15 protein-coding genes and 1 pseudogene are annotated in these 21,209 nt (G+C 71.0%); 10 read left to right on the top strand and 6 right to left on the bottom strand.

What is annotated here, in order from left to right:
* Nucleotides 1-187: 187 nt before the first annotated feature.
* The 6 genes from JHW38_RS25085 (at nucleotide 188) to JHW38_RS26130 (ending at nucleotide 6,029) form a co-directional block, all read left to right on the top strand.
* A complete protein-coding gene (locus JHW38_RS25085) occupies nucleotides 188-1,249 on the top strand; it encodes a quinone-dependent dihydroorotate dehydrogenase (RefSeq protein WP_207523977.1) in 1,062 nt (353 codons plus the stop codon).
* 73 nt (nucleotides 1,250-1,322) lie between these two features.
* Complete coding sequence (gene murB / locus JHW38_RS25080; protein ID WP_207523976.1) at nucleotides 1,323-2,363, top strand: UDP-N-acetylmuramate dehydrogenase; 1,041 nt, start codon at nucleotides 1,323-1,325, stop codon at nucleotides 2,361-2,363.
* A 41-nt stretch (nucleotides 2,364-2,404) separates the two neighbouring features.
* Complete coding sequence (locus tag JHW38_RS25075; RefSeq protein WP_207523975.1) at nucleotides 2,405-3,292, top strand: DMT family transporter; 888 nt, start codon at nucleotides 2,405-2,407, stop codon at nucleotides 3,290-3,292.
* 427 nt (nucleotides 3,293-3,719) lie between these two features.
* Nucleotides 3,720-5,123 carry a pectin acetylesterase-family hydrolase gene (locus JHW38_RS25070; protein ID WP_207523974.1) on the top strand — a complete coding sequence of 468 codons (1,404 nt, stop codon included), beginning with the start codon at nucleotides 3,720-3,722 and terminating at the stop codon, nucleotides 5,121-5,123.
* Between the two features lie 13 nt (nucleotides 5,124-5,136).
* Nucleotides 5,137-5,757 (top strand): hypothetical protein, encoded by a 621-nt coding sequence (locus tag JHW38_RS25065; protein ID WP_207523973.1) that lies wholly within the window; start codon nucleotides 5,137-5,139, stop codon nucleotides 5,755-5,757.
* An 8-nt stretch (nucleotides 5,758-5,765) separates the two neighbouring features.
* Nucleotides 5,766-6,029: a DUF6053 domain-containing protein gene (locus JHW38_RS26130; protein ID WP_428995277.1), complete on the top strand. Its 264-nt coding sequence runs from the start codon at nucleotides 5,766-5,768 to the stop codon at nucleotides 6,027-6,029.
* On the opposite strand, the gene JHW38_RS25060 is transcribed toward JHW38_RS26130, so the two are convergent.
* On the bottom strand, nucleotides 5,921-7,012 hold the full coding sequence (locus tag JHW38_RS25060) for a GGDEF domain-containing protein (protein ID WP_207523972.1): 1,092 nt from the start codon (nucleotides 7,010-7,012) through the stop codon (nucleotides 5,921-5,923). The two genes, JHW38_RS26130 and JHW38_RS25060, sit on opposite strands and share 109 nt — an antisense overlap.
* Before the next feature lie 261 nt (nucleotides 7,013-7,273).
* Between JHW38_RS25060 and JHW38_RS25055 the strand changes: the two genes are divergently transcribed.
* The gene (locus tag JHW38_RS25055) at nucleotides 7,274-7,672 is read left to right on the top strand and encodes a hypothetical protein (protein WP_207523971.1); all 399 of its coding nucleotides are present in this window, start codon (nucleotides 7,274-7,276) and stop codon (nucleotides 7,670-7,672) included.
* 157 nt (nucleotides 7,673-7,829) lie between these two features.
* Nucleotides 7,830-8,267 (top strand): VOC family protein, encoded by a 438-nt coding sequence (locus tag JHW38_RS25050; RefSeq protein WP_207523970.1) that lies wholly within the window; start codon nucleotides 7,830-7,832, stop codon nucleotides 8,265-8,267.
* A gap of 203 nt (nucleotides 8,268-8,470) precedes the next feature.
* Here JHW38_RS25050 and JHW38_RS25045 read toward each other — a convergent pair.
* Nucleotides 8,471-10,924: pseudogene (locus tag JHW38_RS25045) on the bottom strand (S8 family serine peptidase); the annotation flags it as partial.
* Nucleotides 10,925-11,554: 630 nt separating this feature from the next.
* On the opposite strand from JHW38_RS25045, the gene JHW38_RS25040 reads away from it, so the two are divergent.
* Nucleotides 11,555-11,869 (top strand): hypothetical protein, encoded by a 315-nt coding sequence (locus tag JHW38_RS25040; RefSeq protein WP_207523968.1) that lies wholly within the window; start codon nucleotides 11,555-11,557, stop codon nucleotides 11,867-11,869.
* A gap of 279 nt (nucleotides 11,870-12,148) precedes the next feature.
* Here JHW38_RS25040 and JHW38_RS25035 read toward each other — a convergent pair whose 3' ends face one another.
* From JHW38_RS25035 to ispG, 4 genes are all read right to left on the bottom strand, one after another.
* Entirely contained in the window at nucleotides 12,149-13,654 is a 1,506-nt protein-coding gene (locus tag JHW38_RS25035) for a YadA-like family protein (RefSeq protein ID WP_207523967.1), read from the bottom strand.
* Between the two features lie 172 nt (nucleotides 13,655-13,826).
* A complete protein-coding gene (locus JHW38_RS25030; RefSeq protein ID WP_207523966.1) occupies nucleotides 13,827-17,147 on the bottom strand; it encodes a S8 family serine peptidase in 3,321 nt (1,106 codons plus the stop codon).
* A 252-nt stretch (nucleotides 17,148-17,399) separates the two neighbouring features.
* The gene (locus JHW38_RS25025; RefSeq protein WP_207526504.1) at nucleotides 17,400-18,053 is read right to left on the bottom strand and encodes a phosphatase PAP2 family protein; all 654 of its coding nucleotides are present in this window, start codon (nucleotides 18,051-18,053) and stop codon (nucleotides 17,400-17,402) included.
* 107 nt (nucleotides 18,054-18,160) lie between these two features.
* A complete protein-coding gene (ispG, locus tag JHW38_RS25020; RefSeq protein ID WP_207523965.1) occupies nucleotides 18,161-19,438 on the bottom strand; it encodes a flavodoxin-dependent (E)-4-hydroxy-3-methylbut-2-enyl-diphosphate synthase in 1,278 nt (425 codons plus the stop codon).
* A gap of 411 nt (nucleotides 19,439-19,849) precedes the next feature.
* Here ispG and xseA point away from each other — a divergent pair, with 411 nt between their 5' ends.
* Nucleotides 19,850-21,193, top strand: a complete 1,344-nt coding sequence (gene xseA, locus JHW38_RS25015; RefSeq protein ID WP_207523964.1) for an exodeoxyribonuclease VII large subunit — start codon at nucleotides 19,850-19,852, stop codon at nucleotides 21,191-21,193.
* Nucleotides 21,194-21,209: the final 16 nt, after the last annotated feature.

Genomic DNA, 21,209 nt, shown 5'->3' with positions numbered 1-21,209 from the left:
CGGGAGAGGGCTTCAGGACATCGCGTCCGGGCGTCGACACCGCGCAAGCCGGCGAAAACTTCTACCCCGGCTTCGATCCCATCGCGGCATGAACGATTTGGCGGCCTCCCCGCACATCGCGCTCGCCCGAGCGGCGCCGATTGGGCGATAATCGGCGTCCCCCGCCCGAGCCGTCCCCGCCGAACTCGTGTATAGCCTCGCCCGACCCTTCCTTTTCGGACTGGACGCAGAACGAGCCCACGGCCTTGGCCTGACGGCGCTGGAAACCGCTTATCGCAGCGGTCTCAACCCGCTGGTGGCGCGCGCGCCCAAGCCGCTGCCGACCAAGACCCTGGGCCTGACCTTCCCCAACCCGGTCGGCCTCGCCGCCGGCCTGGACAAGAACGGCGCCCACATCGACGCGCTGCTGGCGCTGGGCTTCGGCTTCGTCGAAGTCGGCACGGTCACTCCGCGCCCGCAGCAAGGCAATCCGCGCCCGCGCATGTTCCGCCTGCCCGAGCAGCAGGCCGTCATCAACCGCCTGGGCTTCAACAACGAAGGCGTCGACGCGCTGGTGCGCAACGTGTCCAAGGCGCGCCGCCGCGGCGGCGGCCTGCTCGGCATCAACATCGGCAAGAACAAGGACACCCCGAACGAACAGGCCGAGCGCGATTACCTGCACTGCCTGGAACGGGTCTATCCGCTCGCCGACTACATCACCGTCAACATCTCCTCGCCCAACACCGCCGGCCTGCGCGAATTGCAGGAGGAGCAGTCGCTGCGCCGCCTGATCGGCAGCCTGCGCGAGGCGCAGGAGAAGTTCGCCGCGCGCGAGCGCCGGCGCGTGCCGATGCTGGTCAAGATCGCGCCCGACCTCAGCGACGACGACATCGAAGCCGCCAGCCGCGTGCTCAGCGAGCTGCAGGTCGACGGCGTCATCGCCACCAACACCACGGTCGCGCGCGACGGCGTCGACGGCAGCCCGCACGCGGGCGAGGCCGGCGGCCTGTCGGGCCGGCCGCTGCTGGCCCAGGCCACCGCGGTGCTGCGCAAGATGCGCACGCGGCTGCCGGAAACCATTCCCATGATCGGCGTCGGCGGCATCCTCGAAGGCGCCGACGCGGCCGCCAAGATGGCCGCCGGCGCGAGCCTGGTGCAGGTCTATTCGGGCCTGGTCTACCGCGGCCCGGCGCTGATCGGCGAATGCGTCGACGCGATCCGCCGGCGCAAGGAAGCCCCGAGCCGCGGCCACGTGCCGCCGCAGATCTGAGCCGTCGCCCTAGCCGAACGCCCCGAGCCGCCGCCATTCCGCTTTCCCACGCCAACGCCCGGTCCCAGCGCGCATGAGCCCGAATGTCCGCATCGTGCGCGATGCGCCGCTGCAATCGCGCAACACCTTCGGCGTCGCCGCGCGCGCGCCGTGGCTGGTCTCGGTCGACAGCGCCGACGCCCTGCCCGAAGCGCTGGCCGCGCCGCCGTTGCGCGACGGGCTGGCGCTGGCGATCGGCGGCGGCAGCAACCTGCTGTTCGCCGGCGATCCCGACGGCGCCGTGCTCGAACTCAGCGGCCGCGCGGTGCGCGCGCTGGACGGCGACGGCGAACGCGCGATCGTGCGCGCCGACGCCGGCACGGTCTGGCACGGCTTCGTCATGCAGACCCTGGCCGAGGGCTACGCCGGGCTCGAGAACCTGGCCCTGATCCCGGGCACCGTCGGCGCCTCGCCGATCCAGAACATCGGCGCCTACGGCGTGGAAGTGCGCGAGTTCGTGCACGCGGTCGAGGCCTACGAGCCGGCGACCGGGCAATGGCACCGCTTCGACAACGCCGCCTGCGCGTTCGCCTACCGCGACAGCCTGTTCAAGCGCGAAGCCGACCGTTTCCTGATCACCGCGGTCGAGTTCGCGCTGCCGCGCCGTGCCGCGCCGAAGCTCGACTACGCCGGCATCGGCGAGGAACTGGCCGCGCGCGGCATCCACGCGCCGACGCCTTCGCAGGTCGCCGAGGCGGTGATCGCGATCCGCCAGCGCAAACTGCCCGACCCGGCCGTGCTCGGCAACGCCGGCAGCTTCTTCAAGAACCCGATCGTGCCGGCGGCGCAGGCCGAGGCCTTGCTGGCGCAGCATCCGTCGATGCCGGCGTTCCGCGGCGACGGCGAGGCCACGCGCAAGCTCTCGGCCGCGTGGCTGATCGACGCCTGCGGCTGGAAGGGCCATCGCGACGGCGACGCCGGCGTGTCCGCCGCGCATGCGCTGGTGCTGGTCAACCACGGCGGCGCCAGCGGCGCGCAGTTGCTCGATCTGGCCCGGCGCATCGCCGAATCGGTACGCGCGCGCTTCGGCGTGGCGATCGAACCCGAACCGCGCATCGTCGGCGCGCGCTGGTGAGCGCGGCCGCGCCCGCCGCGACGCCCCCACCGACGCAACCGATGCGCGCCGCCGGCCTGATGCTGGCGAGCACGCTGAGCTTCGGGGTCATGGCGATCGCCATCCGCCTGGCCTCGCAGTCGCTGCACACCTTCGAAGTCGCGTTCTTCCGCAACCTGTTCGGCCTGCTGGCGGTGCTGCCGCTGCTGCTCAGCGCGCGCCGCGCCGAACTGCGCACGCGCCAGCTGCCCAAGTACTTCGTGCGCTGCGCGATCGGCATCGTCTCGATGCTGTGCGGGTTCTGGGCGATCGGCCATCTGCCGTTGGCGCAGGCGATCTCGCTGACCTATTCGACGCCGATCTTCGTCACCATCGCCGCGGCGCTGTTCCTGCACGAACAGGTGCGCGCGCGGCGCTGGGCCGCGGTCGCCGCCGGCTTCGTCGGCGTGCTGGTGATCGTGCGGCCGGGCTCGACCGAGTTCTCCGTCGACAGCCTCGCCGCGCTGGCCGCGGCGGTGCTCGGCGGGGTCATCGCGATCCAGATCAAGCAGCTGTCGAAGGTCGATTCGGCCAACACCATCGTCCTGTACACCTATTCGTTCTGGGTGCCGATGTCGCTGATCCCGGCCCTGTTCGTGTGGCAGTGGCCGCAGGGCACGGCCTGGGTCTGGATCGTCGCCGCCGGCGTGTTCGGCACCGGCGGGCAGGTGCTGTGGACGCATGCGCTCAAGCTCGGCGAAGTCTCGGCGCTGACGCCGATCAGCTTCGTGCAATTGCCGCTGGTGTCGATCGCCGGCTGGCTGTGGTTCGGCGAAGGCCTGGACCGCTACACGGTGATCGGCGCGGCGATCATTCTCGGGTCGAACGCGTATATCGCCCGGCGCGAGGCGTTGCTGGCGCGCCAGCGCGCGTCGTCGGCGGCGACGGCGGGAGCGGTGCCGGGCGAGTAGCGGCGTTCGCTTCGTCGTAGTTGGATTGGCGCGGTCGCGGCTCGCGCCGCTCCTACAGTCGGGATACGTGTCCGCCGGAGCCCCTGCGGCGCGAGCCGCGGCAACGCACCTGCGACGAAACCTCCGCACCGCAACGCAGCCTCCACCGCCGAATTCATCGATAGCGGTCACATGGTGCAGCGCACGAACCCGCGCCGCACAACGCGCTCCCGCACCCCCGCCAGCGGGGCAATAACGGCCAGCCGCGGCCCCATTCGCGGCCAATCTTCCCGCGCGCGGGCAAACTCCCGCGCCGCCGATTGACCCCGCCCGCTCCGCGCCGTTATCCAGACGCTGCAGTACGGAGAGGAACCGGCCGCGCGCACGCCCTAGCACGCGCCGGAAGCGCGTTTCGCTCTGCCTTCATGACGATCACAGGAGAGGACTCATGGCCGCATTGAGCCGTTACGTCGCCGTCGCCCTGGTGGGCGGCGCCGTCGCGTTATCCAGCCTGCCCTCGCAGGCCGAACAGGGCGATTACGGATTTTTCCAGACGCTGCGCAACCTGTTTTCCCCGCCCAAGGCGGACAACAAGGTGCAGCCGCAACAACGCACCGGCCACTACCCGCTGCTGAGCCGCGACGCCGCGCGCGCCGACGGCTTCGACCCGGGCGCGTACTACCAATGGCAGACGGTGCAGCTGCCGGCCGAAACCGGCGCGATCTGCGGCAACGGTTCGCCGTACAAGATCTTCGTCAACCGCGTGCCCAACACCACCAACACCATCATCTACATGGAAGGCGGCGGCGCGTGCTGGGATTACGCCAGCTGCACCGGCGCCACCGGCGTGCGCGGCGCGCGCAATCCCAACGGCGTGCCCGACGACTACATGAAGCTGCTCAACCCGGGCGCCAGCCTGGTCAGCCCATTCGTGACCCGGGTCAGCCCGTTCGACGCGGTCAAGACCCAGGGCTGGAACATGGTCTACGTGCCCTACTGCACCGGCGACATCTACAGCGGCGACAAGGTCGCGGTGTACGACGATCCCAGCGGGCAGAAGCCGCCGCTGGTGTGGCACCACAACGGCCTGCGCAACAGCCGCGCGGTGATTTCCTGGCTCAAGGACAACCTGCCGCGGCCGGGGCAGATGCTCAACACCGGTTGCAGCGCCGGCGGCGCCGGCAGCCTGATTTCCTACGACACTTTCCGCAGCAACATCGCGCCGACCAACGGCTTCCTGATCGACGACTCCGGCCCGATCTTCCCGACCCCGAAGAACGGCAACCCGGCCGAGTACCCCTCGCAGCCGCTGATGACCAAGATCCGCGACGTGTGGGGCCTGGACGCGCCGAACGGCCCGCTGCAGTTCCTCGCCGCCGGCCTGCCGCAAATGGATCTCAACGAACTGGGCTCGATCTATCCGGCGCTGTCGGCCAAGTACGGCGGCGACCGCCTCGGCCACACCCATTTCTGGCAGGACCTCAACTACTCCTCGTACTCCTACGAGCGTTTCCACGACGACATCCAGCAGGCGCCGAACCAGGCCGCGAAGGAAGCGCTGATCCACGCCAAATGGGGCACCGACACCCAGCGCCTGTCGGCGCGGCTCAACACGCTGGACAACTTCGGCGGCTATTTCCCGCAGTACCGCGCGCTCAACGAGAGCCACTGCACCACCATCGTCGATTTCAAGAACGGCGACGTGCAGGCGCAGAACCTGCAGTTGAAGAACTTCATCGACTCGGTGCTGGACGGCAACGGCAAGGTGCTCGACGCCAGCGAGAGCAGCGATGCGGCCGACAAGGCCAAACCGTTCAACTTCTTGTACTGGCTGGTCGACCAGCTGCTGTGACCGGAGCGCCGGCATGAAGCGCAACACCGTCATGCTCGGCCTGGCCCTGACCGTCGCGGCTTTCGCCGCGGCGGTCAGCCTGGGCTGGCGACCGGGCGCCGCAGGCGGCGCCAAGGCCGCGCCGCTGGCGCAGGCCGGCGGCGATGCCGGCGGCGGCGCCACCCTGCACGCGATGCTGGCCACGCCGCAGGGGCGGCAGTTCCAGCAGCGGCGCGAATTCCAGGACGAAGCCAAGCGGTTCTTCCGCGAGGCCAAGACCCTCGGCCCGGCCGAGCGCGAACGCCGCGCGCAGGCCTTGCAGGCGCAGGTCGAACGTTACGAGCAGGCCGACGAATTGTCGGCCGGCGAAACCATGCTGCTGCGGGTCGGCCTGATCCAGGCCACCGTGCCCGACGAGGCGCAACAGGCGCTGATGGTGCAGCGCCTGGCCCAGCGCTACAAAGCCCAGGCGCAGCAGCGCGAGCAGGCCTGGGCCGAGCAGCAGGCGCACGATCCGAAGTTCCAGGCGTACAAGCGCAGCGAAGCGCAGATCGTCGCCGACACCATGAAGATGCGGCAGTTTCCCGATGGACTGACCCGCGACGAATACCTGCGCCAGCGCTTGCAGGCCGAACGCGAGCGGATCTATCGCTGAAGCTTGCGGTGCGGGCTTCGCCAACGGTGCGGCGAAGCTTCAACCGACGTTGTGGGGGGCCTTCAGGCCCGAGGCTGTTCGCTCAGGTCGCGGCGATCCGGGCGCGCAGCCTCGGGCCTGAAGGCCCTCCCACAACTGCGCAAGTCCGCCCGCCGCGCAGCGCTCACTCCGGCTCGGCCAACACCACCCGGTTGCGCCCGCCGCGCTTGGCCGCATACAAGGCCGCATCGGCGCGCGCGAACGTCGCCGCGCTGTCCTCGCCGGCGCGGTAGCCGGCCAGGCCGATGCTGACCGTCAGCGGCAGGCCCAGCGGCAGGTTGGCGATCGCTTCGCGCACGAACTCGCACTGCACCAGCGCCTGGTGCAGCGGCGCTTCGAACAGCATCAGGAATTCCTCGCCGCCGTAGCGCGCCACGCTGTTGGGCCCGGCCGAGTACAGCCGCAGCGTGTCGGCCACGGTCTGCAGCACGCGGTCGCCCTCGGCGTGGCCGTGCACGTCGTTGATGGTCTTGAAATGATCGATGTCGAGCATCGCCACCTGCAACGGCGCGGCCTGCCCACTGCGCGCCACCGCCTGCTCCATCGCCAACGCGAACGCGCGCCGGTTCGGCAGCCCGGTCAGCGCGTCGGTGCGGGTCAGCGCGGTGAGGTCGGCGTTGCTGGCCTGCAACGCGGCGTGGCTGGCTTCGAGCTCGCCCTGGTAGTCGAGCAGGCGGCGCTCGTACCAATCGCTTTCCTGCAACTGCCGCGCCAGCGCGCGGCTGACCCGGCGCAGCTCCATCGCCCGCGAGGCCTGCCGCGACAATGCGGTCAGCGCCTGCTGCTGGCGCTCGGGCAACTCGCGCGGGCGGGTGTCGATCACGCACAGGGTACCCAGCGCTTCGCCGCCCGGCGTCACCAGCGGCGCGCCGGCGTAGAAGCGGATATTGGGATCGTCGAGCACCAGCGGGTTGTCGGCGAAGCGCGCGTCGTCGCGCGCGTCGGGGACGATCAGCGGGCGGTCCGGGCTCAGGATCGCGTGCGCGCAGAACGCCAGTTCGCGCGGCGTCTGCGCGGCGCCCAGGCCCAGCCGCGCCTTGAACCATTGGCGCTGCTCGTCGATCAGGCTGACCAAGGCGATCGGCACGTCGCACACCGCCGCGGCGATCGCGACCAGGTCGTCGAAGTCGCGTTCCGGCGGGGTGTCGAGGATGTCGTAGCTGCGCAGCGCCTGCAGGCGCTGGGCTTCGTTGGCGGGCGTGGCGGGTTTTTGCACGGCGGTGTCGGGACGGTGACGGTCGCGGTGGAGGTGACGGTCGGCTTCCAAACGGCCGCGCCGCGATGCGCGGCCGGCGCCGGCAGTCTAGCAAGCGCCGGCGCGGGGGTGGCGCGGCCGCGCGACGGGCGGCGCGCGGCGACGCCGCGGCGACGGCGGTCACACCGCGGCCGCGACCGCGGCACGGTGGGCTTTCCTTCGCCTGCAATGTCGCGCCGATAGGATCGATCGCGCGGGCCGCAACGGCGAGGGAGGCAACGGGTGCAGGTGGAGACCAACGATTACGTCGAGCTCAAGCACGAGATTCTCGACGGCATGCGCAGCTTCATGGAGGACGTCGCCCAGGACGGCGCCGACGCCGGCTACGGCGCGGCCGAGATCGACGAATGCGAGCGCATCCTCGAACGCTTCCTGGCCAGCCTGCGCAACGTCGCCGGCGACGGCGAGCGGGTGCCCTCGCCCGCGGCGCTGGACCGCAGCGCGCGCGCGGCGGTGGAACAGGCGGTGCGCGCGCTCAACGCGCTCAACGCGCGCTGCCGCTACAACCTGATCGAGACCGACCAGCGCGAAGGCCTGTGCGAACTGATCCGCGGCGCGCTGGCCGAGATCGGCGCGCTGCGCGGCGAGGACGACCCGACCGAGCCCTGGCGCGAGTGGTGAGCCGGCGCGCCGGCGTCGGCGCGGCGCGGCCGGCGCAACCGTGCGTACGCGCCCGTCCCCGCCCCGACGGCGGACGCATCGCCGCCGCGCCGATCCTGGCGTCGCAGCATCCGCGACGCCCGCGGTTAGACTGACCGCCCGATCCAGGAGACTGCGCATGACGCTCAAGCGGATGGACAACGTAGGCATCGTCGTCGAAGACCTTTCGGCGGCGGTCGACTTCTTCGCCGAACTCGGCCTCGAACTCGAAGGCCGCGGCCTGGTCGAGGGCGAATGGGCCGGGCGCATCACCGGCCTGGGCGACCAGCGCGTGGAGATCGCGATGATGCGCACGCCCGACGGCCACAGCCGGATCGAGCTGTCGCGCTTCCTCGCGCCGCAGGTGATCGCCGACCACCGCAATGCGCCGGTCAATGCGCTGGGCTACCTGCGCGTCATGTTCGCCGTCGACGACCTCGACGAAACCCTGCGACGGCTGACGGCGCGCGGCGCGCAACTGGTCGGCGAAGTCGTGCAGTACGAGCGGTCGTACCGCCTTTGCTATATCCGCGGCCCCGAAGGCATCCTGATCGGACTCGCGCAAGAACTGGGCTGATCGATCCCGGCGATGCCGAGCGCCGCCGGTTCCCGCTAAAAGCCGAAGCCCCCGTTTCCGGGGGCTTCGGTTGTCGCTCGATACACGTCGCCGCAGCCGGCCCGCGCACGGACCGGCCGCGGCGCGACTCAGCGCGCGCTCTCGCCGTCGCCGACCGGCATCGCGCTGCCGGTCACCACGGCGGTCGGCTTGGGCGCGTCCGGCGCCGGCGCGGGCGCCGGCACCGACACCGCGATCGGCAGGTGCAGGGTCGGCGACTTGCGGCTCAGCAACGGCTTGAGCTGCAACTGGCCGAAGTGCCAGCTGCCGTCGGCCGCGTACTTGCGGCTGAGCACGAGCACGTTGACCGGCGTGTTGCTGCCGCGCACCGAGGCGAACACCGGCGGGAACGCGATGCCGTCCACGCCCTGCACCTGCGCCAGCCACAGCTCGGCCGGACGCTGGGCGTGGCGGAAGCTGCGCTTGAAGGTGCAGGCGTTGGTGCAGGCGCTCTGCTCCATGCTGGCCAGGTTCAGCGTGGCCGGATCGCCGCCGGCGGCCGGATCGGCCGCGCGGTAGCGCGCGGTGGTCTCGTTGAGCACCAGCCCCGCGTTGACCGCCTGATCGACCTGGATGCGGCCGGAGCCGGTGTCGAACGGATCGGCCTGGGTCACCCCGTCCTCGCGGAACACTTCCTGCTTGGCGGTCATCATCAGCGCCGACTTGATCTCCGCCGCGGTCCAGTCCGGACGCGCCTGGCGCAGCAGCGCCGCCGAACCGGCCTGATGCGGCGAGGCCATCGAGGTGCCGCTGAGCAGGCCGACCAGATTCTCGCTGCCGCTGACGGTGGTGCCGGCGAGCACCGCGAGGATGCTGACGCCGGGCGCGGCCACGTCGGGCTTGATCAGGTTCAGGCCGACCGCCGGGCCGCGCGAGCTGAAAGCGGCCAGCACGTCGGGCGTGTTCGGAATCGGCGTCGGCGGATAGCCGATGCCGCCGGTGGAGACGTTGCCGTTGCCGGCGGCGAAATCGCGCAGCGCGTTGCTGTCGTCCTGGCCGGCCAGGAACGCCGGCACCGTCGTGCCCGGCACGCTCGGGGTCGTCGCGGCCGGCTGGTTGTTGGCGATCACCACCGCGACCGCGCCGGCCGCCGCGGCGTTGTTGACCTTGATCGAGAAGTTGCAGGTGCCGCGGCGCACCACCGCGATCGCGCCGGCGAACGCGCCCGGGGCGAAACCGGCGCAGCCGTCGTCGGCGGCGTCGATGCCGGCGCTGATCCGCACCGGCGTGCTGTTCGGGATCGACGCCGACAACGCCACCCCGCCGCTGCCTTCGGTCAGTTGGATCGCCTGCAGGTCCGCCGGCACCGAACCCGGCCCGGTGATCTGCAACAGCGAGGCGAAATTGCCGCGGCCGTGGGTGGTCGCGGCGGTGGTCGAGGTCCACGGCTGGCGATGGCCGGTGGTGTTCGCGCCGGGGCCGCTGTTGCCGGCCGAGGTGGCGATGAAGATGCCCGCGTCGGACGCGTTGAGGAACGCCAGCGACACCGCTTCGCCCCACGGGTTGAGGCCGCCGCCGATGGAGTAGTTGATGACGTCGACGCCGTCGGCGATGGCCTGGTCGATCGCCGCCACCGCCGACACGTTCGGACACAGGCCCTGGCCGGTGACGGTGTTGGTGTAGCAGATGTCGTAGGCGACGATGTTGGCGTGCGGGGCGACGCCGGAGATGCGGATGTTGCGGCCCTTGAAGTTCGCGGTCCAGGCGTTGCCGGCGGTGGTCGAGGCGGTGTGGCTGCCGTGGCCGTTGGTGTCGCCGAAGCCGGGCTCTTCGCGGATGCCGGCGACGCCGCAGGTGTTGGCCGGCTCGCCGCAGACGAAGTCCCAGCCGCCGATCAGCTTGTCGTTGCAGCGGCCTTCGTCGACGCCGCCGGGCGCGCAGGTGCCGAGGTAGTTGCCGGCGCCGTTGGGATTGCGGTGGCGATAGCCGGTGTCGTCGATCGCGGCGAACGCCGGGCTGCCGAAGTTGATGCCGGTGTCGAGGATGCCGACGACGACGCCCTCGCCGCGCCACTTGCCCGGCTTGGCGTTCCACAGTTCCGGCGCGCCGATCAGCGCGGGGCCGACGTCGGTGGCGACCGGATACTCGTGGTACGCCTCGACCAGCGCCACGCCGGGCAGCTTGGCCACGCGCGCGGCTTCGGCGGCGCTCATCTGGGTGACCACGCCGTTGACCGCGTGGCGCATGCGCCGCTCGACCTTGAGGCCGCGGCCGAGCGCGGCGGCGATGCCGCTTTCGTGCGTGCGCTGGGCTTTATCGAGATAGCCGAGGTACTTGCTGGCCTGCGCGCTGCGTACGTCGACGCGCGCGCTGCCGCCGCCGGCCGCGCGCGCGGCGTCGCTGTTGGCGTTCTGCGCGCCGGCCAGGCGTTGCGGCGCGGCCAAGCCGGCCACTTCGCCGTTGTAGGTGCTCAGCGGCGCTTCTTGGTACAGCACCAGATAGCGTTCGCCGCGGGTGTCGGCGGCGGCGCGTTGCGGTGCCGGCGCGCCGCCGACTGCGGTGCTTTGGCTGCTCGCGTTGTTGTTCAAGCCGCCGACCGCGGCAGCGGCGGCGAGCGCCGTCAATCCGGTCAGGCCGAGCGCGATGGCGAGGGTCAAGCGATTCTTTGCGTTGGGCATTGAGAGGTCCTCCACGTATCGTTCGCGAAGAAACCGCCCCACGCCTGTCCCCTGTCAACAGGCAGGTCGCGGTTCGAGGTCGGGCCAGGGAGGGACCGCGTGATCGGGCGTCGTCCGTGAACCGATGCGCGCTAACGCATCGGCCGATCGCTCCTGCCACCGTGCCCGCACACTGGACCGTGCCGGGCCGAACCTTCCTACCCACGCCGAACACTGCAAGAGGCGGGAAGATTTCGACGTGACCGCGCGCACAAATCGCATTTGGTTACATAACGCAGTGCAGCATGTTGCGCACATGAAACTTCATTTGGCTAAACGGCGACGACGACAGACTGCATCTTTCATGCATCGATGATGCTTCGTATCGCGCAGTCGTTGGACGCAGCCGTCGCGAATCGCGACGATTCGCCGTGCATTGCTCGACTGCGCGCGGCAGCGATCTTCGCGCAACGCGAGCGCAAGCGCATCGATCCATCGCGCGCGTCGCCGTCGCGCTGCCCGATCCGGCCGGCGCGGACCCGGCGACGGCGATGACAATGCCCGGCTCGTCGTGCACTCTTTCGCGCAGCCCGGATACGTCCGACGCGCCGCCGGCATCGTTACGACACCGCCACCCCCGAGGAGTTTTGCATGGACGTTCTGGTTCCGTTGATCGTGCTCGGCGTGCTGGCCTACTTCATCCTGCGCTATGCCCGGCATGGCAGCCTGACCGGCGCGATGCTCGGCGGCGCCATCAAGCGCGAGCTCGGAAAAGTCGAATTGAACCGATCGGCCGTGCTGTCGCAGATCTTGAACGTCTTCCGCATGGAGGCCGCCGACGGCGAACACTTCGTAGCGCTCTCGGTCGTTTCGAAGGCTCCGCTGGCCGTCAGCATGGTGCCTTACAGGCTCAGCAAGACGCAGGCGCAGGAACTCGCGCGCCTGTTGCAGCTGGCGGCGGTTTGATTTCGCGCAACGGCGCGGCCGCATGAGTCCGTAGCGGTCTTGCGGTTGCGCTTTCGTTCGAACGCGAATCGCCAGGCCGTCGGCGCTCGGCCCAGGATTCCGCAAGCGCCGGCGAAATCCGGCGCATGCGCGGTTGCGGCGCGCGCGCGGCCGCGCGAGGCGGCGGCGCGGGCGCCGCGATGGGCGTCTCGGCGATCCGACGTTGCGAACACAAAAAAAACGGCGCCCGAGGGCGCCGTTTTCGCGAGCATGCAGGCCGTCAAGGCACTGCGTCCGTCCTCACCAACCGAAGCCCAGACCGACGCCGGCCGAGCTTTCGCTGTCGCTGAACGCACCGCCGACGGTGAAGGTCGCGCGGTCGCTGATCGCGCGCTGGTAGCCGATCGACAAGGCCTGCTCGCCGCCCTGGAAACCGGCGCCGACCGCGACCCGGTTCTGGGTGCGCAGGCCCGAGGCGCTGGCCGACATCTGCACCATCGCCGCGGTCATCGCGCCCATCCGGTCGATGCGCTGGTCCTGCTTGCGCAGCTTCCATTCCATGTCTTCGCGCAGGCGGTTGATCGCTTCGGTCGGCGCGGCCAGCATCTGGTTGACGCGCTGGTCGGTGTACGCGTTCGCGCTGCGCAGCGTGGCCGCATCGCCGGCCTGGACCTGGCCGACGTTGGCCGCGTCGGTCGGCGCGGTGCCGTTGGCGACGTTGGCCACGCGCGTGCCGCCGGCGCCCTGCAGGGTCATGGTGCTCTTGGAGGCGTCGTCGTAGCTGGCCGCCAGCGGCGACCCCGGGCCTTCCGGACCCTGCGGGCCTTGCGGGCCTTGCGGACCGGCCGGGCCCTGCGGACCGGCCGGAATCGCCGCGACCTTGCCGTACAGATCGGTCAGGCGCCCGTCGACCGCGGCGAAGGCCGCGCCGACATCGCGATAGCTGCCGCCCTGGATCGAATAGGTCGGCGCGACGAAGGTGCCGCCGGCGTAGCTGGCGCCGCCGCCGAGCGCGCCGGCCAGGGTGTTGAGCTGCAACACGTTGACCGCGTCGGTGTCGGCGGTGCCGGCGGCGAGGTTGATCAGCTGGCGCTCCGCGCCGGCGCCGCCGATCGACACCGCGTTGGCGCGGTCGGCGAGCGAACCGGCGCCGAGCGCGACCGAATTGGCCGCGCTGGCCGAGCTGTTGGCGCCGATCGCGCTGGCGTTGTCGGCGCCGGCCGAGCTCTGCGCGCCGAACGCCGCGCTGTTGACGCCGGCGGCGCTGCTGGCGACGCCGGCGGCGACGCCGGACTGGCCGCTGGCGCTGGCGCTGGAGCCGAACGCGGCGGCGAAATCGGCGGTGGCGCTGCTGCCGTCGCCGATCGCGCTGCTGTTGGCGTTGGTCGCGTTGGCGCCGACGCCGATCGCCGTGCTCTGTTCGCCCGACGCGCTGCTGGCGGGGCCGATGGCGAGCGCGCCGGTCGCGCTGGCGCTGGCGCCGGCGCCGAGGGCGGAACTGAAATCGCCGCTGGATTGCGCGCCGGCGCCGATGGCCGTGCTCTGTTCGCCGGCGGCCGCGCTGGCGTTGCCGACGGCCGTGGCGCTGCCGCCGCCGGCGCTGCTGTTGGCGCCGATCGCGCTGCTGCCGTTGCCGGCCGCATCGGCGCCGCTGCCGCAGGCGATGGCGTCGCCGCCGGCCGCGTTGGCGCCGTTGCTGCCGATCGTGCCGGTGCCGTCGTCGGTCTGGCAGGTATCGCCGGCCCAGGCGTAACCGGTCGCCAGCGACAGCGCCACGGCGAGAAGCGTCTTGTGCAGAGTATTCAAAGTGGTTCTCCAGAATTCGGGTGTCGGGGCGCGTGCCGCGCGAACGCGTCGCGCGGCCGTGCCTGCGAGTGCATGGCGCGATGCGCGCGCGCCGCCGCGGCCGCGCCGCGCGCAACGCAACGGCGGGGCCGTTGCGTTGCGGGGCCGGCGTAGCGGCGGTCGCGCCGCGCGGTTACGGCGCCGGGGTCACGGTCAGCTTGATCGGCATGGCGACCTTCGGCTGGGTCGTATCGTTGCTGGCGACGCAGACGTAACCGGAGTAGTTGCCCGGGGCGAGGCCGGCGGCGCTGATCTGCACCTGGGTGTCGTAGCCGCCGTTGCCGGCGATACGGCCGAACGCGCGGTTCGGCGCGCCGACCCAGGTCCCGCCGCAGGCGTTGGACACCTGCATGCCGAACGCCAGACCGTTGTGGCCTTCCTCAGCGGGGTCCAACGCACTCCAGGCGCCGGTGCCGTTGGCCGCGACCGCGATCGAGCGGTACTGGCCGTCGCCGCTGGGCGAACCGAACCAGGCCCAGGCCGTGGCGATCGGCGTGCGCGGGGACACCACCAGCCAGTAACGGCCGGCCGGCAGGGTCACGTTCTGCCCGGCCGCGGCCAGGTTCAGACGGATCGTGCCGGCCTGGATGGTCACGCCGGCCGAGTTCTGCGCAGCGCGGTAGTTCCACACGGCCAGGTTCGGCGTGGTCTCCGGATTGCCTTCGGGGTTGCCGCCGACATCGCGGAAGATCGACCAATCCACGTTCTGCGCCGCCAGCGCGCCGCCGCCGAGCACGAAGCCGTTGGCGACGATGTTGCTGATGGTGGTCGGATCGCTCAGCACGAAGTCGTCGGCGACCATCGAAGCGCGCGGAGCGGTGCCGCCGTTGCTGAAGCGGCTGCCGTAGTAGCCGTTGCGCTCCGGATCGATCCCCTGCGCGACCAGGGTGCGGCCGCCGGAACCGGTGTTGTCGATCTGGTAGTCCAACGAACCGCCGCCGAGGTTGCGGATGCGGAAGTTGGCGCTGCCGGTGCCGCCGGCCGGGACGCTCAGCGCGATCTGCGCCGGCTCCAGAGCGAGCTTGGCCGGCTGCAGGGCGACCGCGATCGGCAGGTTGAGGATCGGCTGCGCGGTGTTGCCGCCGGACGGCGTCGCCACCAGCTTGCCGTAGGCGAACGCGCCGGTGGCCGGCAGCGAGCCGCCGCTGACGGTGATCTTGACCGCCTTGCTCTCGCCCGGATTCAACGCCAGCGTCGACGGGGTGACCAGCGCGGTTACGCCCTGCGCCTTGAGCGTCCAGCTCTGGCGCGTGCTCAAGGCATTGCGGAAGGTGCGGGTGAAGGTGCACGAGCCGGTGCAGTTGAACTTGCCCAGGCTGGCCAGGTTCAGCGACGACGGGCTGCCGCCGGCCAGCGGATCGGCGGCGAGGAAGTTGGCCTTGGTCTCGTCGAGCAACAGGCCGGCCTTGATCGCCTGATCGATCTGGATGCGGCCGGCGCCCATCGACAGCGGATCGGCGGGAGTGACTTCGTCTTCTTTGAAGATCTCCTGCTTGGCCGTCATCATCAGCGCCGACTTGATCTCGGCCACGGTCCAGTTCGGGCGCGCCTGGCGGATCAGCGCGGCGGCGCCGGCCTGGTGCGGCGAGGCCATCGAGGTGCCGCTGTCGAGGTCGACCAGGTTCTCGTTGCCGGTGAGGGTGGTGCCGGACTTCACCGCGAGGATGGCGACGCCCGGCGCGGTCACGTCGGGCTTGACCAGGTCGAAATTGCCGGCCGGGCCGCGCGAGCTGAAACCGGCCAGCACGTCGGGCGTGTTCGGCAGCGGCGTCGGCGGATAACCGACGCCGGCGGTGGCGGTGTTGCCGCTGCCGTTGCCGAAGTCGCGGATCGCGTTGCCGATCGACAGCGGCACGCCGAAGGTCGGGATGGTGGTGCCGGCCACGCTCGGCGAGATCGCCGCTTCGGCGTTGTTGGCGATCAGCACCGCGCGCGCGCCGGCGGCGGTCGCGTTCTGCACCTTGATGGTGAAGCTGCAGGTGCCGCGGCGGATCACCGCGATCGCGTTCTGGAACGCATTGGCCGGGAACGCCGCGCAGCCGTCGGCGGCGGTGTCGATGCCGGCGCTGATGCGCAGCGGGGTGTCGTTGGGCAGCGCGGCGGCGAAGGCGGTGCCGCTGTTGCCTTCGACCAGCTGGATCGCCTGCAGCGCCGGCGGCACCGCGCCGGGGCCGGTGAGCTGCATCAGCAGGACGAAATCGCCGCGCCCGTGCTGGGCCGCGGCGGTGGTGGAGACCCACGGTTCGTTGTGGCTCAGCGTGTTCGGGCCGGGGCCGTCGTTGCCGGCCGACGCGGCGACGTAGATGCCGGCGTCGGTGGCGTTGAGGAAGGCCAGCGAGACCGCGTCGCCCCACGGATCCTGGCCGCCGCCGATGGAGAAGTTCAGCACGTCGACCACGCCGTCGGCGATGGCCTGATCGACCGCGCGCACCGACGACGACCCCGGGCAGCTGCCCTGGCCGGTCGCGAGGTTGGTGTAGCACACGTCGAAGGCGACGATGTTGGCGTGCGGCGCGACGCCGGAAATGCGGATGTCGCGGCCCTTGAAGTTGGCGGTGCGGGCGTTGCCGGCCGCGGTCGAGGCGGTGTGGCTGCCGTGGCCGTTGGTGTCGCCGAAGCCGGGCTCCTCGCGATAGTTGGCGTTCGCGCAGGCGTTGCCCGGATCCTCGCAGACGAAATCGTAGCCGCCGATCAGCTTGTCGTTGCAGCGGCCCTCGTCGACGCCGCCGGGCGCGCAGGTGCCCAGGTACGTGCCGGCGCCGAGCGGGTTGATGTGGTGGTAGCCGCTGTCGTCGACCGCGGCGAACGACGGGCTGCCGAAGTTGATGCCGGTGTCGATGATGCCGACGACCACGCCTTCGCCGCGGAAATTGGTCGGCGTCGCGTTCCACAGCGCGGGCGCGCCGATCAGCTGCGGGCCGACGTCGGTGTGCAGCGGCAGCAGCACGTCGGGACTGACCATGCGCACTTCCGGCAGGCGCGAGATCCGCGCGGCTTCGGCCGGGGTCAGTTCGGTCACCACTGCGTTGAGCGCGTGGCGCAGGCGGTGTTCGACCTTCATGCTGCGGCCGAGCAGGCCGTCGATCTTGCGTTCGTGGCTGGCCTGGACGCGGCCGAGGTAGTCCACGTAGCCGCGCGCGGCGGCGCTGTGCACGTCGATGCGCGCGCCGCCTTCGCCGGCGGCGCGCAGGCCGGCCGCTTCGGCCAGCCGCTGCGGCGCGGGCAGCCCCTTCACGTCGCCCTGGTAGGTGCTCAGCGGCGCTTCGCGGTAGACCACGATGTAACGCTGGTATTCGCTGACCGCGTTGGCGGACTTGCGCGCCGGCGGCGGCGCGCCGCCGGTCGAAACCGCGTCCGCGCCGCCCCAGCGCAGGCTCAGTACGCTCGCACCGGCGATCGCCGCGACTGCGGCGATGCCGAGCGCGATGGAAGTCTTCTTCACTATCTTCTGCATCTGAAACGTCCCCTACTTCAGTGTGCAAACACCCGCCGGCCCCGCGTCTGCGCGCAAGGCCGGTGGACCGTGATCGGGATGCCATCTGAACGACGCGCCAAAGCGCGCACAAATACGCCCCTATTTGTGCCAACGCGGGTAGGCGCTTACCCCCCTACCAGCCGGGCAAGACAATCTGATGAACGGATCAAGCAGTTTTCGGACGAACGGTCGCCCGCGCGCCGCGCGGCGCTTGACAAACAGGGGGCGGGTTTAGTTGTCGCCCGCGCGCCAGGGGCGCAGACGGCTGCCGTAGAGCAGCAGATAGACCGCCACGACCCAGGCGGTGGCGACCGCCCAGCCGGCGAGGATGTCGGACGGGTAATGCACGCCCAGGTACAGGCGCGAGAAGCCGACCAGAAGCGTGAACGGCACCATCAGCCCGATGACCGCCCAACGCCAGCGCGTCGGCCAGCACAGCAGGATCAGCACCGCGGCCAGGGTCATCGACCCCATCGCATGGCCGCTGGGGAAACTGTAGTTGTGTTCCGGCGCGATCGATTCCCACAGCGACGGCCGCTCGCGCGCGAAGAACTGCTTGGCGGCGATGTTGAGCAGGCCCGAACCGCCGAGCGCGAGCGCGGCGAAGCTGGCCTCGCGGAACCTGCGCAACGCGGTCAGCGCCAGCACCAGGGCGAGGTCGAACGGGACCACGCCCCACTGGTAGCCGAGCTTGGAAATCAGCGCGAACGCGAAATCCAGGCTGGCGCGCGACAGCCCGTGCGCGTACTGCAGCACCGGCACGTCGAAGACGATGGCTTCCTGCTCGTGGATCTCGTCGGCCAGTTCGGCGAACGCCCACAGCGGCAGCAGCAGGCCGGCGAACGCCAGCAGCAGGCTCCAGCCGTGGCGGCGCAACAGGGCCAGGCCGAACCGCGCCTCCTGCTTGAGCGCGTTGTCGTCGCCGCCGCGCGCTTGCGCGGCCAGGCCCGGGTCGCTGTGCGCGGACGCGGCGTCCGCGCGCGGCTCCTCGCTCACGCCGCCGCGCCGTCCGCGCGCGCGCCGTAGCGGCGCTCGACGTAGGTGTCGATCAGCGCGACGAAGTCCTGGGCGATGTTTTCGCCGCGCAGGGTCACGGTCTTCTCGCCGTCCTCGAACACCGGCGCCGACGGCGACTCGCCGGTGCCCGGCAGCGAAATGCCGATGTTGGCGTGACGCGATTCGCCCGGGCCGTTGACGATGCAGCCCATCACCGCGAGGGTCAGGTTCTCCGCGCCGGGATGGGTGATCTTCCACTCCGGCATCTTGTCGCGCACGTGTTCCTGCACGGTCTTGGCCAGCTCCTGGAAGAAGGTGCTGGTGGTGCGGCCGCAGCCCGGGCAGGCGGTGACCATCGGCGTGAACGCGCGCAGGCCCATGGTCTGCAACAGTTCCTGGGCGACGATGACTTCGTTGTTGCGCGACTGGCCCGGCTCTGGCGTCAGCGAGATGCGGATGGTGTCGCCGATGCCTTCCTGCAGCAGCACGCCGAGCGCGGCGCTGGACGCGACGATGCCCTTGCTGCCGATGCCGGCCTCGGTCAGGCCCAGATGCAGGGCGTAGTCGCCGCGCGTGGCCAGTTCGCGATACACCGCGATCAGTTCCTGCACGCCGCTGACCTTGGCGCTGAGCACGATGCGGTCGGCCGGCAGGCCCAGGTCGACCGCGCGCGCGGCCGAGTCCAGCGCCGAACGGATCAAGGCCTCGCGCAGCACCCGCCCGGCGTCCCAGGGTTCGGCGCGCAACGCGTTCTCGTCCATCAACTGCGCGGCCAGGGCCTGATCGAGCGAACCCCAGTTGGCGCCGATGCGCACCGGCTTGCCGTACTTGATCGCGAACTCGATCAAGGTGGCGAACTGGCTGTCCTTCTTCTTGCCGAAGCCGACGTTGCCGGGATTGATCCGGTACTTGGCCAGCGCCTCGGCGCAGGCCGGCTCGGCGGTCAGCAGCTGATGGCCGTTGTAGTGGAAGTCGCCGATGATCGGCACCACGATGCCCTTCATCGCCAGCTTGTCGACAATGCGCGGCACCGCGGCGGCGGCCTCGACCGTATTGACGGTGATGCGGACCAGTTCCGAACCGGCCCGCCACAGCTCGCCGATCTGCTTGGCGGTGGCGGCGACGTCGGTGGTGTCGGTGTTGGTCATCGACTGCACCACCACCGGCGCGCCGCCGCCGACCTGAACGCCGCCGACGGCGACTCCGCGGGTCAGGCGGCGCGGCGAGGGGCCGAAATCGGGGTGGGCGCAGGGCAGGATGGCATCGGAATTCATGGGCGGCATTGTAGCGCCGGGGCGAAGCGCGCAGGTGCGGCGGGGGTGAAGCGCGGCTGAGTCGGGCGGTGGTCGGCGCGAGGGCTTGCGGCGCTTGGGTTCGGCGCGGTTATGGCCGGAAGGCATCGGGCCTGAAGAACCCTTCCAGAGAAGCGGACGCCCTCTCGGACCGTCATCCCCGCGAACGCGGGGGTCCAGGGCTTCACCGCGACATGGCTCTGAAGTCTCTGGATCCCCGCCTTCGCGGGGATGACGGTCTGGAGGGAACGCCTGAATTCAATGGAGGGGCATCGGATGTCCGATATCTTCCGATCCGACTCGGCAAACCTGGGACCGGAAGGGGCGAGGCGAGCGGGTTAACATTGGGGTCACTGTTTCGTTTCTGGCGGCTTGCGTCGTCCTCGTTCGTTTATGAACCTCAGTTCCCCCGACGAAGTCCTCACCCCCAGCCAGCTCAACACCCTGGCGCGCAACCTGCTGGAAGACACCTTCCCGCTGATCTGGGTCGAAGGCGAACTCGGCAACCTGTCGCGGCCGTCCTCGGGCCATCTGTACCTGACCCTCAAGGACGCGCGCGCCCAGGTCCGCTGCGCGATGTTCAAGCCCAAGAGCAGTTGGCTGAAGTTCGTCCCGCGCGAGGGCCTGCGCGTGCTCGCGCGCGGCCGGCTGACCCTGTACGAAGCGCGCGGCGACTACCAACTGGTGCTCGACCACATGGAGGAGGCCGGCGAAGGCGCGCTGCGCCGCGCGTTCGAGGAACTCAAGGCGCGGCTGGCCGCCGAAGGCCTGTTCGACCGCGAGCGCAAGCGCGAACTGCCGCGCTTCCCCGCGCGCATCGCGGTGATCACCTCGCCCAGCGGCGCGGCGGTGCGCGACGTGCTCAGCGTGCTCGCCCGGCGCTTCCCGCTGGCCGAAGCCGACGTGTTGCCGGTGCCGGTGCAAGGCGACGGCGCGGCCGAGAAGATCGCGGCGATGCTGCAACGCGCGCAGGCCGCGCAGCGTTACGACGTGATCGTGCTGGCGCGCGGCGGCGGTTCGCTGGAAGACCTGTGGGCGTTCAACGACGAACGCCTGGCCCGCGCTATCGCCGCATCGACGGTGCCGGTGGTCTCGGCGATCGGCCACGAAACCGACTTCACCCTCGCCGACTTCGCCGCCGACGTGCGCGCGCCGACGCCGTCGGTCGCGGCCGAACTGCTGGTGCCGCAACGCGACGACCTGCTGCACCGCCTGCGCGTGCTGGAAGCGCGCCTGGGCAACCTGCACGGCCAGCGCCTGCGTCAGGCCATGCAGCGCACCGACCGCGCCGGCCTGCGCTTGAACGCGCTGCGCCCGCAAGCGCGGCTGGCGACGCTGCGCAGCCGCCAGCAGGACGCGCTGCGCCGGCTCGAACAGGCCTGGCGCCTGCGCGTGGAACGCGAGACCGCGCGCCTGCGCCATCACGACGCGGTGCTGCGCGCGCACCATCCGCAACGGCGCATCGCCCGCCTGCGCGAGCGTCTGGCCGCGCTGGCGCTGCGCCCGCGCGCGGCGGTCGCGCGCCGCCTGCACAGCGACGCGCTGCGCCTGCGCGGACTGGCGCGCTCGCTGGAAGCGGTAAGCCCGCTGGCGACGGTGGCGCGCGGCTACGCGATCGTCCGGCACGAAGACGGACGGGTCGTGCGCAGCGTGCTCGACGCCGCGCCGGGCGACCGCCTGACCGCGCGCGTGCAGGACGGGCAGATCCGGGTCAAGGTCGAGCCGCGCGGGGAGTGAAGCCGCCGCGCGGCCG

The organism is Lysobacter enzymogenes (assembly GCF_017355525.1).
GTDB classification, from domain to species: domain Bacteria; phylum Pseudomonadota; class Gammaproteobacteria; order Xanthomonadales; family Xanthomonadaceae; genus Lysobacter; species Lysobacter enzymogenes_C.
The sequence above is the reverse complement of the archived record's forward strand: the minus strand, read 5'-3'. Positions and strand labels throughout refer to the sequence as shown.

What these genes read in the sequence shown, in the direction of transcription:
- JHW38_RS25065 (WP_207523973.1), top strand. Translation starts at nt 5,137, where the DNA reads ATGAAGCGCAACACCGTCATGCTCGGCCTGGCCCTGACCGTCGCGGCT.
- murB (WP_207523976.1), top strand. Translation starts at nt 1,323, where the DNA reads ATGAGCCCGAATGTCCGCATCGTGCGCGATGCGCCGCTGCAATCGCGC.
- JHW38_RS25030 (WP_207523966.1), bottom strand. Translation starts at nt 17,147, where the DNA reads ATGCAGAAGATAGTGAAGAAGACTTCCATCGCGCTCGGCATCGCCGCA.
- JHW38_RS25040 (WP_207523968.1), top strand. Translation starts at nt 11,555, where the DNA reads ATGGACGTTCTGGTTCCGTTGATCGTGCTCGGCGTGCTGGCCTACTTC.
- xseA (WP_207523964.1), top strand. Translation starts at nt 19,850, where the DNA reads ATGAACCTCAGTTCCCCCGACGAAGTCCTCACCCCCAGCCAGCTCAAC.
- JHW38_RS25070 (WP_207523974.1), top strand. Translation starts at nt 3,720, where the DNA reads ATGGCCGCATTGAGCCGTTACGTCGCCGTCGCCCTGGTGGGCGGCGCC.
- JHW38_RS25075 (WP_207523975.1), top strand. Translation starts at nt 2,405, where the DNA reads ATGCGCGCCGCCGGCCTGATGCTGGCGAGCACGCTGAGCTTCGGGGTC.
- JHW38_RS25050 (WP_207523970.1), top strand. Translation starts at nt 7,830, where the DNA reads ATGACGCTCAAGCGGATGGACAACGTAGGCATCGTCGTCGAAGACCTT.
- ispG (WP_207523965.1), bottom strand. Translation starts at nt 19,438, where the DNA reads ATGAATTCCGATGCCATCCTGCCCTGCGCCCACCCCGATTTCGGCCCC.